Annotated in this window: 14 protein-coding genes; 8 read left to right on the forward strand and 6 right to left on the reverse strand. The window is 64.4% G+C overall.

Features of this window, described 5'->3' with window-relative positions; genetic code table 11:
• Genes AC13GF_RS04705 through AC13GF_RS04740 form a run of 8 tightly spaced genes read left to right on the forward strand, consistent with a single transcriptional unit; the run spans position 1 to position 8548 of the window.
• Positions 1-744, forward strand: coding sequence for an SDR family NAD(P)-dependent oxidoreductase (locus AC13GF_RS04705; RefSeq protein ID WP_171953805.1), 744 nt, complete (start codon positions 1-3; stop codon positions 742-744).
• Positions 745-2145 carry an AMP-binding protein gene (locus tag AC13GF_RS04710; RefSeq protein ID WP_171953804.1) on the forward strand — a complete coding sequence of 467 codons (1401 nt, stop codon included), beginning with the start codon at positions 745-747 and terminating at the stop codon, positions 2143-2145.
• Positions 2142-3248, forward strand: coding sequence for a LuxE/PaaK family acyltransferase (locus AC13GF_RS04715; protein WP_483003494.1), 1107 nt, complete (start codon positions 2142-2144; stop codon positions 3246-3248). The genes AC13GF_RS04710 and AC13GF_RS04715 overlap by 4 nt, the downstream gene beginning before the upstream one ends.
• Positions 3245-4468 carry an acyl-CoA reductase gene (locus tag AC13GF_RS04720; protein ID WP_171953802.1) on the forward strand — a complete coding sequence of 408 codons (1224 nt, stop codon included), beginning with the start codon at positions 3245-3247 and terminating at the stop codon, positions 4466-4468. Before AC13GF_RS04715 ends, AC13GF_RS04720 begins: the two co-directional genes overlap by 4 nt.
• Positions 4469-4472: 4 nt before the next feature.
• The gene (locus AC13GF_RS04725) at positions 4473-4838 is read left to right on the forward strand and encodes an EamA family transporter (protein ID WP_010480655.1); all 366 of its coding nucleotides are present in this window, start codon (positions 4473-4475) and stop codon (positions 4836-4838) included.
• A gap of 3 nt (positions 4839-4841) precedes the next feature.
• Positions 4842-5468, forward strand: coding sequence for a class I SAM-dependent methyltransferase (locus AC13GF_RS04730; RefSeq protein WP_171953801.1), 627 nt, complete (start codon positions 4842-4844; stop codon positions 5466-5468).
• 30 nt (positions 5469-5498) lie between these two features.
• A complete protein-coding gene (rffA, locus tag AC13GF_RS04735) occupies positions 5499-6632 on the forward strand; it encodes a dTDP-4-amino-4,6-dideoxygalactose transaminase (protein WP_483003497.1) in 1134 nt (377 codons plus the stop codon).
• Positions 6629-8548 carry a hypothetical protein gene (locus AC13GF_RS04740; RefSeq protein WP_483003499.1) on the forward strand — a complete coding sequence of 640 codons (1920 nt, stop codon included), beginning with the start codon at positions 6629-6631 and terminating at the stop codon, positions 8546-8548. The genes rffA and AC13GF_RS04740 overlap by 4 nt, the downstream gene beginning before the upstream one ends.
• Positions 8549-8636: 88 nt before the next feature.
• On the opposite strand, the gene AC13GF_RS04745 is transcribed toward AC13GF_RS04740, so the two are convergent.
• The 6 genes from AC13GF_RS04745 to AC13GF_RS04770 form a co-directional block, all read right to left on the reverse strand.
• Positions 8637-9632 carry an acyltransferase family protein gene (locus tag AC13GF_RS04745; RefSeq protein WP_343236706.1) on the reverse strand — a complete coding sequence of 332 codons (996 nt, stop codon included), beginning with the start codon at positions 9630-9632 and terminating at the stop codon, positions 8637-8639.
• A gap of 54 nt (positions 9633-9686) precedes the next feature.
• Complete coding sequence (locus AC13GF_RS04750; protein WP_279914825.1) at positions 9687-10157, reverse strand: hypothetical protein; 471 nt, start codon at positions 10155-10157, stop codon at positions 9687-9689.
• A gap of 157 nt (positions 10158-10314) precedes the next feature.
• Positions 10315-13689 (reverse strand): glycosyltransferase, encoded by a 3375-nt coding sequence (locus AC13GF_RS04755; RefSeq protein WP_483003501.1) that lies wholly within the window; start codon positions 13687-13689, stop codon positions 10315-10317.
• A complete protein-coding gene (locus AC13GF_RS04760) occupies positions 13689-15044 on the reverse strand; it encodes an ABC transporter ATP-binding protein (protein ID WP_483003503.1) in 1356 nt (451 codons plus the stop codon). Before AC13GF_RS04760 ends, AC13GF_RS04755 begins: the two co-directional genes overlap by 1 nt.
• A complete protein-coding gene (locus AC13GF_RS04765; RefSeq protein ID WP_010480643.1) occupies positions 15034-15828 on the reverse strand; it encodes an ABC transporter permease in 795 nt (264 codons plus the stop codon). Before AC13GF_RS04765 ends, AC13GF_RS04760 begins: the two co-directional genes overlap by 11 nt.
• Positions 15828-17012 (reverse strand): cystathionine gamma-synthase, encoded by a 1185-nt coding sequence (locus AC13GF_RS04770; protein ID WP_483003506.1) that lies wholly within the window; start codon positions 17010-17012, stop codon positions 15828-15830. Before AC13GF_RS04770 ends, AC13GF_RS04765 begins: the two co-directional genes overlap by 1 nt.
• Positions 17013-17130: the final 118 nt, after the last annotated feature.

Consider the following 17130-nt stretch of genomic DNA (forward strand, 5'->3'; position numbering starts at 1 on the left):
ATGGCCGGCGCCGCACCCGTCATCCTGGTCACCGGATCATCGCGCGGCATCGGTCGCGAGATCGCCTTGCAGCAGGCCTCGCGGCAGGCGCAGCTGGTACTGGTGGCCCGCGATGGAGAGGCACTGGCCGGGCTGGATGCACAGATCCAGGCGCTGGGTGCGCCGGCTGCGCTCTGTGCCGCGCTCGACCTGACCGATGCCGATGCCATCGCGGGGCTGTTCAAGCAGATCTTCGCCCGCTTCGGCCGGCTGGATGGGCTGGTCAACAATGCAGGTGTGCTGCACGAAGGCCTGCTCGGCATGATCCGTGCCGAGGACATCGACCAGGTCCTGGCTGTCAACGTCAAAGCACCGCTGATGGCAATGCAGTACGCCTCGCGGCTGATGGCGCGTGCCGGCAAGGGCAGCATCGTCAATCTGGTCTCGATCATGGGCGTCAACGGTGCCGCCGGGCTCAGCCTGTACGCCGCCAGCAAGGCCGCACTGGTCGGCGCCACCCGCTCGGCCTCCAAGGAACTGGCCCCACGTGGCATCCGCGTCAACGCGGTCTCGCCGGGCTTCATCGATACCGACATGACGCGCGGCATGCCGGAGGCCGCGCACGCCAAGCGTGTCGCGTCGATTGCGATGGGACGCGCCGGCACCCCTGCAGAGGTGGCCGAACTGGTCGGCTTCCTGCTCAGTGATGCCTCCGCCTATGTCACCGGGCAGGTAATTGGCATCGACGGACAAATGGTGGTCTGAATGCCGTTCTGGAACCTTGAACAACACGGGTCGCAGATCGCGCTGATCGATGGCGGGCAGACGCTGGACTTCGCGTCGCTGGCCCACCTTTCCGACCAGTACGCCGCGCGGCTGCCCGAAGGACGCGGCATGGGCCTGCTGTGCATGCCCAGCCATACCGAGGCCGTGGCGCTTTACCTGGGCGCTCTGCGCAGCGGGCGCCAGGTTCCATTACTACTGCAACCCGACACCGATCCGGAACTGCTGGCAGCGCTGGTGGTGCATTACCAGCCTGACTGGGTCGCCGCCACGGGTCCTGCGCCGGATGGCTACCAGACCGTGCATCAGGGCCAGGCGCTGGCCTTGCATCTGCGCGGCGCGGGCCCGGTCAACGAAGTACCACACGCCGATCTGGCGCTACTGCTGAGTACGTCCGGCAGTACCGGCTCGTCAAAGCTGGTGCGATTGTCCGCGGCGGGTCTGGACACCAATGCCAACGCCATTGTCCAGTACCTGGGCCTGCGTGCCGATGATCGTGCGATCACTACGCTACCACTGGCTTATTCTTTCGGCATGTCCATCCTCAACAGCCACCTCGCCGCTGGCGGCTCGGTGGTGCTGAGCGAGGACAGCCTGATGACCCGGGAGTTCTGGGACAGCGCCCGTCGCCACGGCATCACTTCGTTGTCCGGCGTTCCGGCCACCTTCGAGATCCTGCGGCGCATGGGTCTGGCTCGCCTGCAGCTGCCCAGCCTGCGCATGCTGACCCAGGCCGGCGGCCGCCTGCGCGATGAACTGGTCGCCCATTTCGCCGAATCCAGCCAGGCCCATGGCCTGGAGTTCTTCGTGATGTACGGACAGACAGAGGCCTCTCCGCGCATCAGCTATGTTCCGGCTGCACGCATCATCGACAAGGTCGGCAGCATCGGTGTACCGGTTCCTGGAGGCCGCATGGAAGTGGATGCAGCGAGCGGCGAACTGGTCTATTCCGGCCCCAACGTGATGATGGGCTATGCCACCACGCGTGCCGACCTGGCCAAGGGTGACGAGCTGAAGGGAGTGCTGCACACCGGTGACCTGGCCCGCGTCGACGAGGACGGTTTCCATTACATCACCGGACGCGCCAAGCGCTTCCTGAAGATCTCCGGCAACCGGGTCAACCTCGACGAAGTCGAGGCCATGCTGTCGGCAGTGCTGAGCCAGCAGATCGTCTGCTCGGGCAGCGATGACGATCTGGTGGCCTTCAGCCACGGTGCCCAGGTCGCCGAGCAGGCGCAGGTACGCCAGCTGGTGCAGGAACGCTACAAGCTGTTCGGTGGCCACGTCCGTACCCTCCATCTGGATGCGCTGCCCCTGATGGCCAGCGGCAAGGTGGATTACCAGAGTCTCCGGCAGATGGCCGGACAAGGAGCTGCAAGGTGACCCTGCCTGCCACGCCGGCTGCCAACGCGGCCGCTGCCCTGGAAGTCGATGTCTTCGGCCTGGACCGCAGCCAGAAGCGTTCCTGGCTGCTGGAAGGCCTCAATCGCCTGACCCGCCACCATCAAGCGCAGTGCGCGCCGTATGCACGCATCCTCGACGGCCTGTGGCCGGCCGACGATGCGGCCAGTCTGGAGCAGGTGCCGTGGTTACCGGTCCGCATGTTCAAGCTGCTGGACCTCAAGAGCATCGACGACGACAAGGTGTCGCGCACACTGGTGTCCAGTGGCACCACCGGCGCTGCGGTTTCCCGCATCTTCCTCGATGCCGACACCGCGCGCGCGCAGACCCGCGCACTGACCCGCATCTTCTCTCATTTCGCGGGCAGCAGGCGCCTGCGCATGCTGGTGGTCGACGACTCCAGCTTCCTGCGTGATCGCAGCCGCTTCAACGCGCGCGCCGCAGGCATCCTCGGCTTCTCCAATTTCGGCCGTGACCATCTGTATCTGCTGGACGAAGACCTGCAACCGGACTGGACTGCACTGGAGCAATGGCTGCAGGCACATCCAGATGAGCCGGTGCTGCTGTTCGGCTTCACTTTCATCGTCTGGCAGTCGTTCCTGCTGGCAGCACGCCGTGATGGCCGACAGATCCGCTTCCCGGCCGGCAGCATGCTGGTGCACGGCGGCGGCTGGAAGAAAATGGACGAGCAGAAGGTCGACAATATTGCCTACAAGGCCGCACTGTCGCAGACCTTTGGCATCGAACGCGTTCACAACTACTACGGCATGGTCGAGCAGGTCGGCTCGATCTTCTTCGAATGTGAACATGGACACCTGCACGCGCCGGCCTACGCCGACGTGATCGTTCGCGACCTGCAGGACCTGCATCCGGTGCCACATGGCACCACCGGTGCGATCCAGGTACTGAGCCTGCTGCCCGAAAGCTACCCCGGCCACAGCCTGCTGACCGAAGATCTTGGCGTGATTCATGGCGAGGACGACTGCGCCTGCGGCCGCCCCGGCAAGCACTTCGCCGTGCTGGGCCGCATCAAGAACGTGGAAATCCGCGGCTGCAGCGATACCCGCACGGTACCCAACGCATGACCAGACTGCTCTTCTCGATCCACCCGGACGCCACGCTGGATGCGGAACTGGCGCGCCTGTCGGCACTGCCACCGCTGCTGCCGTTCAGCGCGCCACTGCGCGAGTTCGTTGCAGATTTCTCCCGCCGCGTATTCACGCTGCCGCAGCTGCGCCAGCATCCCGAGCTGGCCACCCTTGCCCACTGGTTCCGCGGCGCCGCGGTCAACCAGCTTTCGCAGCGCATCGGAACGCGCCCGACCGAGCTGGATCTGGCCCGCGGACTGGTCTTCCATCTTGCTCCGGCCAACGTGGACGTCCTGTTCGCGTACGCCTGGCTGATGTCGGTGCTGTCAGGCAACACCAATGTGGCCCGCCTGTCGCAGAAGCAGAGCACCCAGCGCGATGCGCTGGTCTCGATCCTGCATGACATGCAGCATGAAGGCCTGCATCCGCAGGTGCTGGAACGTGCGGTACTGTTGACGTATCCGCATGACGATGCGATCACCACGGCGATCTCCCGTCACTGCCATGCGCGCATCATCTGGGGCGGCGACGCCACGGTCGCCAAGATCCGTTCATTGCCGATCGCGCCACTGGCTCTCGAGCTGGCCTTCCCGGACCGGTTCGGCGTGGCGGTCATGCGCGCAGGCACGCTGGTCGAAGCCAACGATGCCGATCTGCAGGAACTCGCCCATCGCTTCTGCAACGACGTGCTCTGGTTCGGCCAGCAGGCCTGCTCTTCGCCGCGCACCCTGTACTGGGTTGGTGACGAGGCAGAGACCGCAGCGGCCAAGGCACGTTTCTGGCCGGCGGTACGCACCCAGGCCGCCAGCCTGGACGACGAACCCGCAGCGCTGATGGCCCGGGTGACCGATGCCAACCTGCTGGCGGCCACCGGGCATGGCGTGCATTCCGCCGATGCCATCGGCCTGTATCCGCTGCGCCTGGAGGCCTCGCGTGCCGATGGCGGGATCCGCGAGATCCAGTCTGGCCACGGCCTGGTGGTGGAGATCGAGCTGCCTACGCTGGATGCGTTGGCGCCACAGCTCGACGACCGCGACCAGACGCTTGTCCAGCATGGCTTCACGGCGTCGGACCTGCGCGGCTTCCTGTGCGGCCTCCGCAATCGTGCCATCGACCGCGTCGTACCCTTCGGCCGCGCCCTGGACTTCCATCCGGTCTGGGACGGCACCGACCTGCTCGATGTCCTTACCCGCAAGATCACCCTGCCTGCGACCTGATCCGATGAGCTACGTTTTCATTGCCCTGACCATCCTGCTGACCGTCTACGGCCAGCTCATGCTGAAGTGGCAGGTCAGCCTCAATCCCGGGGCGACCATCGACGGCCTGAACCCGCGCGCGGTCATCACCCTGCTGCTCAATCCCTGGGTGATCAGCGCCTTCGCGGCGGCTTTCGGCGCTTCACTGTGCTGGATGGCGGCCATCGGCCGGATGCCGCTGAGCAAGGCCTATCCCTTCACCGCATTGAGTTTCCCACTGGTGGCAACCCTTGCGGTATGGCTCTTCCGCGAGTCCTTCGACTCGCATAAGATCGCCGGCACCGCCTTGATCATCCTGGGCGTCATCGTCCTGTCTCGCTCCGGAGCCTGAACCATGTCGCAGAAGACCGATGGGTTGCACGCAGTGCTATCACACCCAGCGGTCTACGACCTGCTGCAGAACCTGCTGGGGGCCCGCCGCTCCCGCGCCCGGCTGATCCGCGATCACATACGGCCCCGTGCCGGTGACCGGATCCTGGACATCGGCTGCGGCACGGGTGAGCTTTTCAGCCAGATGCCCGATGGCCTGCACTACGTCGGCTTCGATCTCTCCGAAGCCTACATCCAGGCAGCCCGCCGGCGCTTTGATGGACGTGCACGCTTTGAGTGCATGGACGTGGCCGACTACCAGCTGGCCGGGGGCGAGCAGCAGCAGGCCGATCTGGTACTGGCCATCGGCATCCTCCACCACCTCGACGACGACCGCGCCCGTGCGCTGATGCGTACCGCGCGCGCGGCGCTCAAGCCAGGCGGCCGCTTCATCTCCCTTGACGGTGCCTATGTCGAAGGCCAATCAGCCATCGCGCACGCGTTGATCGCCCGTGACCGCGGGCAGAGCATCCGCACCCCCGACGCCTATCGGGCCTTGGCCGAAGCCGAATTCTCGGCGGTATCGGGCCGGGTCAGGGGCGATATGCTTTACGTACCCTACACCCACTACATCATGGAATGCGTGCGCTGAGCTGCGGCCCAGTCACGTTCAGGAGCAGCAGTGATTCCGTTCAACAAGCCGTACATGACCGGCCAGGAGCTGGTCAACATCACCCACGCCCATGCCAATGGTCATCTCAGTGGCGACGGCCCGTTCACCAAGCAGTGCCACGCCTGGTTGAACGAGCGTACCGGCGCGCAGGCTTCGCTGCTGACGCACTCGTGCACTGCTGCGCTGGAAATGGCGGCCCTGCTGCTGGACCTGGTTCCGGGCGACGAAGTGATCATGCCGTCCTACACGTTCGTTTCCACCTCCAACGCATTCGTGCTTCGTGGCGCGGTGCCGGTGTTCGTGGACATCCGCGCCGACACGCTGAACATCGACGAGACCCTGATCGAAGCGGCAATCACGCCTCGCACCAAGGCCATCTGCGTAGTGCACTACGCCGGCGTCTCATGCGAAATGGATGCAATTCTGGACATTGCGGCACGCCACGGCCTGGCAGTGGTGGAAGACGCCGCGCAAGGCATCATGTCCACCTACAAGGGGCGCCCGCTGGGCACCATCGGCGATCTCGGCGCACTGAGCTTCCACGAGACCAAGAACATCATTTCCGGCGAAGGTGGCGCGCTGCTGTGCCGCGACCGCAAGCATGCCGAGCGTGCCGAGATCATCCGCGAGAAGGGCACCAACCGCAGCCGCTTCTTCCGTGGGCAGGTCGACAAGTACACCTGGGTGGATGTAGGTTCTTCCTTCCTGCCCGGTGAGATCACCGCTGCATTCCTGGCTGCGCAGATGGACTCGGCCGAGGACATCACCCAGCGCCGCCTTGCTATCTGGGAGCGCTACCACCAGTGGGCGGCCGCGCACGAAGCAGAAGGGCGCCTGACCCGTCCGACGATTCCAGCGCACTGCAGCCACAATGCGCACATGTACTACATGCTGCTGCCGTCATTGGAAGCTCGCAGCCAGTTCATCCAGGAGATGAAGGCGCGGGGCGTGCAGACCGTATTCCACTACATCCCCCTGCACTCCTCGCCGGCGGGCACGACCTACGGTCGCACCGGCTCGCCGATGACCGTGACCGATGACATCAGCCAGCGGCTGGTGCGCATGCCGCTATGGATTGGCGTGGAACCGCAACTGGACGCGGTCATGGAGGCAGCCGACGCGGCACTGAGGCAGTACGCATGAGTGAGGCCCACAAGGCACCCGCCAGGCCGCTGACCCGGCCTGGCATCGGGTCGCTCGCGTTCATGCTGCGCGCGTTCGGCGTGCTGCTTGCAATCGCCGCCTCCTGCAACGCGCTGTTGTTCAGTGATGCTGTTGCTACACCGCTGGTGCAGTCCGATGCCTGGTATTTCCTGGAAAGTTTCCTGCCGCGCTACTTCGACGGCTCGCTGACTTTCCTGGACCTGTTCATGCAGCGCGGCGTGGGCGACCATGCACAACCGCTGCAGAAACTGGTACTCCTGTTCCACACCAAGTACTTCGACATGGACTTCCGTGTTGAAGGCCTGATCGGCATCCTCATCGGTATCGCCTGGTGCTGTGCCGTGGCACGTGAAATGCCACGCCACGCACTGGCCAGCCCGATGCGCAATGCCTACGCCTGGTTGTGCATCGGCCTGGTCTTCGCGCTGGGCCTGTCGCTCAACAGCTCCAATATCTTCACCTGGCCGCTGGCAACGCTTGGATACATCCCACTGCTGCTGGGCGCGTTGTATTTCTCGCTGGTGATGACCCAACTGCAGCAGGCCCGCCCGTGGCTCGTGTTTGCTGCCACGCTGTTGCTGGGGCTGTGTACCGACGAGATCGCGCTGGTCCTGGTGATCGCAACCGCGCTCGCCTGCGTGCCACTGCTGATCGCCTCACGGCGTGACAAGGCAATCGCCCTCGTTGCTGCGGTGGTCGCCCTGATCCTGGTCCGGGGTTTCCTGTGGTGGGTTGCCATGCGGGCAGGCACGGGCGCCACCATGCTGCCCAGCCGTGGCCTTGCCGAATCACTGTTGACCGCCGATGCGCTGAAAGGATTGCTGATTCCGTTCTCGGACGGCCTGATCCATCTGGAACTGTTGTCGGCTCGATTCCCCAAGGCCACGCAGACAGCGGTCCTGGTCTGCGCCGGAGCCGTTCTGGCCCTGCAGGTGTTCTTCTGGGTGACCGTATTCGGCGCCTGGCGGAGGCGTACCTACAACCGGACACTGGCGATGGCCACATTCCTGATGCTGGTCGCGTATGCACTGACCGCCGGCATCATCCTCAGCCGCGTGCCGGCATTCGATTGGAACTACCTGCATCAGCCCCGTTATGTGATGTCCTATCAGATCAATCTGGTCGCCATCGCGGTGATGTTCCACTACCGGCTGACCCGTTCCGGTGCATCCGCGTCCGCGCCGGCTTCGGCGCGCACATCACCCAAGGCCCGGTTCGTCGAGCAGGGCGCCATCCTGCTGCTGATCGCCGGCCTGCTGGCCGTGCAGTGGCAGGCATCGCGCTACAACTGGAAACTGCCGCATTACCTGATCCCCTACTGGCAGAACACCGCCCTGGCCATGCAGCGCCTGGCCACCGATCCGCACACGCCGCCAACCGCCTGCCCCGACATCATGACGGTGTGCGGTTACCCCGAGGAAGAGCGGGTCAAGTTGATTTCGCTGCTGGTGGACAAGCAGCTGAACATCTTCTCCAACCGCTTCCAGATCCGGAACCGCCTGTATCCGTCACTGGCAACGGTGCCGGGTTTTGGCCCTGGGGCAGTACAGGAGCAGCGCTTCGATCATCGAATCGCTGGTGCGCCGGTCAATGCCTCGCTGCTGGCAGAGCCGCTTTCCGGAAGCTGCGCCGGTGGCACCTCCGCAACGCAACCGGTTCGCATCCATTTTGAAACCCATGACCTGGCACCGTTCGGCGCCCAGTTGTGGGTCGATTCGATCGGTGCACAACGCACGCTGCTGGCCAGCACCGCTCCGGCGGAGCCAGCACTGACCGTGGAGCATGCGCTCCCCCATCACTCGGTACTGTCATTGGTCCGCTCGGACAGCCAAGGGGTCCTGGCCCAGCAGCAGCTCGATCTGCCTTCTTGCACAAGCAGCTCCACGGCACACTGACGCTGAGCCACAACAACCCCGGCCGAAAAAAAGCCGGTGCGGACTTCACCGCACCGGCTTTCTTCAGTCTTCCTGGCGCAGCCCTTTCTCAGCGCGCCTCAACCACGTGCGCAGGCGGCTTGCGCTTCAGGCGCGACAAGGGGCGATCGATCAACACGACGATCAGCCAGGACAGCGCGACCGTGGCCGCGAACGCTGGCAGGAAGAAGGTCGTGAACGGGCGGGTAAATCCACAGGCACAGACGAACCAGGCTGCCACCGTGGTGTGGATCAGATAGATCGGATAGCTCAGATCGCCCAGCATCTTGTCCAGCTTGCCGCCACGTTGCTGATGCAGTGACACCACCATCCACGCCGAAAGCAACAAGGACGCATACAGGCCCCAGTCCCACGGCCAGCTCGGCACGAAGAACCAGACTGCTCCATGCAGCAACCAGGCCGCGCAGCTGATGGCCGGCATGCGGACTCGCGCCAGGGATTCACGGTAATGGCAGACCAGGGCGCCGGTCGCGAACGGCAGCAGGCAAGGCAGGAAGGTCGCGTAACGCTCACCGAAGCTGTCCTGATGGATGCCAAGCTTGAGATTGATAAGGGCGCCGATGACCACACCAAGTGCGGCTGCACCACGCGAGGTTGCCATCATCGGCATCAACAGATAGAAGCCCACTTCAATGGCCAGCGCATTCGCCACCGGAACCGGCAGGCCTCCGCGGGTAATGCCCGGGAACAGCGTGACTACGTAGGCCCAGTCCTGCAGGCCACGAGGCATGTGGAACTCGCCATTGATCGGGCGCAGGTCAATGCCGACACTGCCGTAGTACCAGAGCGTCAGCAGGCCCATGATCGCGGCCAGCCAATACAGCGGGAAGATCCGCATGAAGCGGTTGAACGCATACGCCTTCAGGCCGGTGCGATCAAAGCCGTACTTGGTGGTCAACACCAGCGTCATCAGGAAGCCGCTGAGCACGAAGAATGCCCATACCGCGTAGGCTGCATATCCATGCGGCATGTTCGACCACAAGTGGGACGCCGCGACCAATGACGCGAGCACGAACCGGCTTGCGCCGAATCCAAACACAGGCATTTTCAAGGAACTGCTCCAATGGGCAGGAAACGAGGACGCAGGGTCCGCATGCCATCAACGGGACGGGCAAGCGGTGGCTACCGCGCGAACAGTGGCAAGGGTATTGCCGTTGCCGTCACTGAAGGTCAATACCGAACCGTCATTGATCCATGGTCCGGTGGCCTCCGTGCCCGCAGCCGTACCTTCCACCCAGACCTTGGGTGTCTGCGTGAGGCTGCCAACCGTGATCTGCACGAAGGCGGCATTCGGAACCTCGGACTTCCACGCCACCTGCACTTCGGCGGACGCTCCGGCCGCGCCGCTGCAATCCAGCTTGAGCACCCTGGGTTCGACCACCATGCCCGCAACACTGGCATGGACCAGGTTCATGCCGGCAACGGACGCGTCGGTGACAGCAGCCTGCATGCCCGGCGCCTCGGACGTGGTTCCGACGGCTCCCGCGCGGCGGCGGCCAGCCTCGTCACAACAGGCCGTCAGGGCCAACGCCAGCACGCATGCCAGCAACGCGCGCGATTGAATCCCCATGCAGTGCTCCCTACCGATCGCCACCGGAGGGCGGCGGAAACGAGGCATTCTTACCCATGCGCACCACAGCGTAAAGCCCGCGTTCACGTCCCCCCGCAGGACCGACGATTGGCCACGTCCCCGCCAGCGTCAATGCGGGCGGGGACAGAACGGTGCCTCAGCGTGCCGCAATAGCGGCGGTCAGAATCCGCCGCAGTGCGTCATCGGAGTAATGCTGTGCAATAAATGCCCGGCCGCCATCAGACACCTGCTGCCACCGCGCATCATCGCCGAGCAACGACACAATCTGCGCGGCCATGCCTTCAGCGTCCTCAGCGGTGGGCATGAATGCCGTTGCATCTCCCAGGCCCTGCATGCCAATCGGCGTGGTCACGCACGGCAGGCCATTGCGCAGGCTTTCCAGCACCTTGCCCTTGACCCCACCGCCGAAACGCAACGGTGCAACCGCCACGCGCGCGCGCCGGTACCAACCGGCCAGGACTTCGTCACTGACGTATCCGGTCACATCGATGCGTTCAGACGCCATCGCCTGGATTTCCGGACGCGGGCTGGAGCCAACCAGGCTCAACCGGACCGACGGTACCTGTGCCTGTACCCGGGGCAACACGTCGCTGACAAACCACTGAGCGGCGTCCACATTGGGCGCATGCGCGAAGCCGGCCACGAACAGGATGTCGCGGCGCTGCTCAGGGCCCGGCACATCGGCATCGGCAACAGGCTCATAGGCGTACAACGGAATGGTCTCGGCGCGGGTCCCGGCCGATGGCGCATGGCTGGCCAGCCACGCACGTACATGGGTGGTTTCGTCCGTGGATGGATACAGCACCACGTCCGCCTGCTGCCAGAGGGTGTACTCGAAATCACGGAAGCGCGCGGCCTCACGCGCCAGATCGTCGTCCGGCTGCAGCTGCAACTGCTGCTGCATGCGCAGGTGATGGATGTCGTGCCCGTAATAGATGACAGTGGCCCGGCTATGGCGGCGTACGCTGGCTACCAGCTCAGCCGACACATGCGGCCGGTTGAGAATCACCACGTCCAGATACTGGCCATTGGCGGCCATCCAGGCCTCGAACCCAGCCGCGCCAACACAGCCGACCCCATACATCACTTCGATGCCCTTGCGCTGCAGTGGCGGCGCGTACTGGTCATCGTAGTAGGCATTGGCGGGCCAGAAGGTTACCTGGCATCCCTCTTCCAGCAGGGTATGCATCACCTGGCAGGTCGCGCGCGAGCCGGCATCACGGTCAGGCTGCGGAATATAGTGGTCCACTACCAGCACGTGGCGCTTGTTGCGCGAACGGTCCCGTGCGAGGAACACATGTTCGCCATTGGCGAACTGGCCCTGCTCCAGGATCGGCATCCAGCGCGCGAGGAACTTGTCGCGGTTGACCGCCTGCCACGCCTTGACTCCACTGCTCTCATCGGTGCCGCTGGACACGCCCTCGTAATGCACCACGACCGATGCCGGCTGCATGTAGACCTTCAACCCACGCTCGCGCACACGGAAGGCGATGTCGGTGTCTTCGTAGTAGGCCGGCGCAAAATGCTCGTCGAAGCCACCGAGCTCCTGGAACAGCTGTAGCGGCAGCATGATCGAGGCACCGGAGATGTAATCTGCTTCCTTCAGATAGCCATAGGCCGGCAGGGATGGATCCTGCAGGCGCCCGAAATTCCACGCGCTGCCATCTGACCAGACGATGCCACCTGCTTCCTGCAGGCGGCCATCCGGGTAGACCAGTTTGGAGCCCACCAGGCCGGCATCCGGATGCGACTGGAAAACGTCCACCAAAGCATCCAGCCAGCCCGGCCGCACTTCGGTGTCGTTGTTGAGCAGGTAGACGTAACGGCCCTTGGCCAGCGTCAACGCCTGGTTGCAGGAGCGCAGGAAACCGAGGTTCTCCGGATTGACGTGATAGCGCAGGCCCGGAATGCTGCCCAGTGCATCGATCCGCGCATCACCGGAAGCATCCTCCAGTACCAGTACCTCGAACGATACGCGTGCACCCACGCGTGCGATCGAGGCCACGCAGGCCAGGCTCTGCTCGTAGTTGCCGTAGGTGGGTATGACGATGCTGACGACCGGATCCACGACATCGGCAAAACACAGGCTCTGTTGCACCGACTGCGGGTCGCGGCGTACTTCTTCCAGCAGCAGCCCATCCAGCGGTGCAGGAACCGCTGCTGCCTGGCTCAGCAGCATGCGCTTGGCCATCGGAACGAAGGGCTTCATCAAGGGATGGCGAGCCAATCCGGAGTTGCGTAATGACTGCAACACCGCGTGCCACTCGCCTCGCAGCACGCGGCCCGCCAAGCGGATCGGCTTGGTGATGCGCCAGGAGCGGGAGGCGATCAGCGAGGCGGTCAGGGCCTGCAGTGACTCAAGCTCGGCACGATACGACTCCAGTACCGCTGAGACGTCCTGCGACTCTCCCCCTGCGACCAATCCTCCTGCCGCCGGCTGGGTGACCCCGGAACGCTGCATCAGCTGCTCGATCTGCGCATGCTGCTGCTGCAGGGCGCTGCGCGCGGCATCGGTCAAGCCGGAGACGGCATTGATCTGCTGCTGCAGATGCGTGCGCGCATCCCAGATTTCGGCCATCGCCTTTTCCAGACGTTCGGCCCTGGCCTTCTCGCCAGCCAGTGCATCCTGCTGCGCTTGCTGCTGCTCGCGCGCCGCATCAAGCTGGCCATGCAGCTCTGCCACCACGCCCTGCTCGCGTACCACATGGCCGCGCAGCTCACCGATTTCAGCATCCTGTGCCTGCGCCCAGCGCGCGACTTCATGATGATGGGCGTAGAGGTCTTCGGCTTCGGTATACAGGATGGACGCGGGCAACTGCGGCAACAGCGAGGCATCGGCCGCCGCCACAACCACGAAGTAGACCGCATCGGGAATGACGGCAGCACGCTCCTGCACGCCTTCGCCGGTATCGGTCAACGCCTGGTACACCGGCTGTGCCGGGCCATCATCGAGCAGCGTGATGGTCGAACAGACCGACATGCGGTGCCCGCACAGGCGCGAGGCAGGAAAATGCCGCGAGACCAATGCCTGGAACTCGCCCAGGTACAGCTCCTTCACGTGGTACTCGTTGTGGTAGCCAGCGCGGTCGGAGTAGACCTCCTTGTTCGGGGAGGACATGATCATCACGCCATCCGGCCGCAGCACGCGGCGGATCTCGGACATCATCTCTTCCTGCTCGTACAGGTGTTCGATCGTCTCGAACGAGATCACGACGTCAACACTGGCGTCCGGCAGCGGAATCGCTGCAGCCGACCCCTGCAGGTACTGCAGGTTGGTGCGGTCGGCGTAGCGCTCCGCAGCGTGTGCAACGGCATCATGGGAAATGTCCACGCCCCTGACCGAACGCGCGCGGCTGGCCAGCATCGCGCTGCCATAGCCTTCACCGCTGGCCACATCCAGCACGTCCTTGCCTTCCACCAGGGGCAGGCACCACGCGTACCGGTGCAGGTGCTCCTGGCGGATGACACCCTGTTCGGTGGGGACGAAACGTTCGCCGGTGAACTCGATCATCAGGATTCCTTGGTGATATCGATGGCCAGCATGGGCAGGCCCACCAGGCCGAAGCGCATCGTCTCGTCGATCGCGCGGAACTCCAGCGCGTCGTGGATCCAGTGCTGCTGGGTGTGATCGTGCTGGTCGCCGGAGGCCACCGCAGCATCGATCATGTAGGAACCGGACGGCATCACCGGCATGCGGAACAGGAACGAGGCTACGATGCTTTCACCCGCCTGGCCGCCCACGGGGCTGTCCTTGCAGGCGAAGTAGCTGTTGTCGCCGAACAGGCGCTGCCCCAGGCGATCCTTGACGTAGAAGCCGACGATCACGCTGTCCAGCGCCTGCATCAGCTCGACACGGATGCGCAGGCGGACCAGTTCGCCGCCCTCGGCCATGCCCAGCGGCGCCCCCTCCTCATCGTTCAGCGCCACATCAACGATGCGCGCACCCTGGGCACCAAATTCCTGCCCGACATTGTCCGGATCGAACTGGAACAACGCGATGCGGTTGCTGGCACCAGCGGCCTGCAGCGCCTCAAGGCGGAAGTCCGGCGCATCGGTGGCCAGGCGTCTTTGTTTCTTTTCGACCACCACGTCGTCCGCGCCCGCCTCGCGACGGCCTACCACGTGCTGCTCGGTCATGTACGCTTCGATCACTTCCTGCGACGTGCCCGACAGGCGCATCTGGCCGTGCTGCAGCCACACAGCGCTTTCGCACAGATTGGTCACCGCGGCCGCGTCATGGCTGACGAACAGCAGCGTTCCGTTTTTCTGGAACTCGCGCAGGAAGCGCATGCACTTCTGCGAGAAGAAGGCGTCACCTACGGCCAGTGCCTCGTCGATGATCAGGATGTCGGCATCGACATGAGCAATCACGGCAAAGGCCAGGCGCACCGACATGCCGCTGGAGTAGCTGCGCACCGGCTGGTCGATGAATTCACCGATGTCGGCGAAAGCCAGGATGCTGTCCATGCGCGCTTCGATCTGCGGCCGGGTCAGGCCGAGGATCGTGGCATTCAGGTACACATTCTCGCGCCCGGTGAATTCCGGATTGAAGCCGCTACCCAGTTCAAGCAGGGCCGCGACCCGCCCTTTGACTGTGATGCGCCCTTCGGTCGGGTTGAGGGTGCCGGCGATCATCTGCAGCAGGGTGGACTTGCCCGAGCCGTTGCGACCGACAATACCCACCGTCTGCCCGCGGCGGATCGAGAAACTGACGCCACGCAGCGCCCAGAAATCCTTGTAGAAGGATTTGCGCTTGCCGGCCAGGGCCTGCAACAGGCGGTGCGAGGGACGTTCGTACATGTGGTACGACTTGCCCACGCCCTGCACGTCGATGACGATGTCGCCGTCGGTCAGCTCAGAGGACATCGGCAAACCCCACGCGCAGCTTGTTGAACATGCGATGGCCCAGCAGAGCCACCGCACACGCGATCAGGGTGTAGACACCAAGGCCGGCCCAGTCGGGCAGGCGGCCCCAGATCACCACTTCGCGTACCTGGTCGATGATGAAAGTCAGGGGATTCAGCTCGAACACGATGCGATAGCTTTCCGGCACCGATTCAACCGGCACGATGGCGGAGGACAGGAACAGCATCGCCGCCGCCATCACCCCGGCGAACTGGCCAATATCACGCAGGTATACGCCCAGCGACGAGACGATCCAGCCCACGCCAGCGGTGAGGATCACCAGCGGGATGACCACCACCGGCAGCAGGATGGCCGTGGCCGGGATACTGCCCTTGATCGCCAGCTGCAGCAGCAGCAGCACCACCATGTTCATCAACAGGTGGAACAGCGCCGAGAAGGTCATGCTCCACACCAGGATGTCCAGCGGGAACACCACACGCTTCACGTAGCCGGTATTGGCTACGATCAGCTGCGGCGCACGGGTGAAGCACTCAGCGAAGAACCCGTGCACGGTCAGTCCCGCGAACAGGATCAGGGCGAAGTCGGTGGTCGATCCTGTCGATCCCGGCCAGCGGCCTTTCATCACGAAGCCGAAGGCCAGGGTGTAGACCAGCAGCATCAGGAATGGGCTGATCAACGACCACAGCAGGCCGAAACTGGCGCCACGATAGCGGCCCAGCACTTCGCGCTGGCTCAGTTCGAACGTCAGCGAACGATGCTTGCCGAAAACCGAGAGGATTCCCATCAGCCGGCCTGCTGCACCAGCGCCCGTTCCAGATCCACCTGCAGATCCCCCAACTCTTCAACACCCACGCTCAGCCTTACCAGCGCGTCGCTGATGCCCAACTGTTCCCGCCGCGCAACCGGGATCGAGGCATGCGTCATCACCGCCGGGTGGTTCACCAGGCTTTCCACGCCGCCGAGCGATTCGGCCAGGGTGAACAGTTCGGTCTTCTCGCAGAAGCGCTTGGCCGCCTCGAAACCGCCCTTCAGCACGATCGAGACGATGCCACCGTAACCGGCCATCTGCTTGCCGGCCAGCTCATGCTGCGGGTGCGACGGCAGGCCCGGGTAGATCACCTTTTCCACGGCCGGGTGCTTCTCCAGCCACTGCGCCAGGGCCAGCGCGTTGGCGCAGTGCGCCTTCATGCGCAGCGGCAGGGTCTTCAGGCCACGCAGGGCTAGGAAGCTGTCGAACGGGCCCTGTACGCCACCCACCGAGTTCTGCAGGAAGGCCATCTGCTCGGCCAGTTCGGCGTTGTCGCCGACCACGGCCATGCCACCGACCATGTCCGAATGGCCGTTGAGGTACTTGGTGGCCGAATGCAGCACCAGGTCCGCGCCCAGCTCCAGCGGACGCTGCAGCATCGGCGAGGCGAAGGTGTTGTCGACCACCACGATCAGGCCATGGCGCTTGGCGATGGCAGCGACCGCAGCGATGTCGACGATCTTCAGCATCGGGTTGGTCGGGGTCTCGATCCAGACCATCTTCGTCTTCGACGTGATGGCGGCCTCGAACGCGGCCAGATCGGTCAGGTCGACGAAGCTGAAGTCCAGCCCGGCGGTGCGGCGACGCACGCGCTCGAACAGGCGGAAGCTGCCGCCGTAGATATCGTCCATCGCCACCACGTGGCTGCCGGCGTCCAGCAGCTCGATCACGGTCGAGCTGGCCGCCATGCCCGAAGCGAAGGCGAAGCCACGGGTACCGCCTTCCAGCGACGCCACGCAACGCTCATAGGCGAAGCGGGTCGGGTTGTGGGTACGCGAGTACTCGAAGCCCTGATGCTCGCCCGGGCTGGACTGCGCATAGGTCGAGGTGGCGTAGATCGGCGGCATCACCGCGCCGGTGCTGGGGTCGGGCGACTGGCCACCGTGGATGGCCAGGGTAGCCAGGGCCAGGGCGCGATCCTGGGAAGTAGCGTTGGACATGTTGTTTCCTGAGGGGCGCCGACGCACGGCGCCATCGAAGGTGCGGAAGTCTACCAGCGCGGCCTTAACGACCTTTGACGCGGATAAACCGGAATTCAGCAGCGAACGTCTTCGATCA

The sequence above is a fragment of the Stenotrophomonas sp. 22LJNL06-5-1 genome (genome assembly GCF_056861455.1).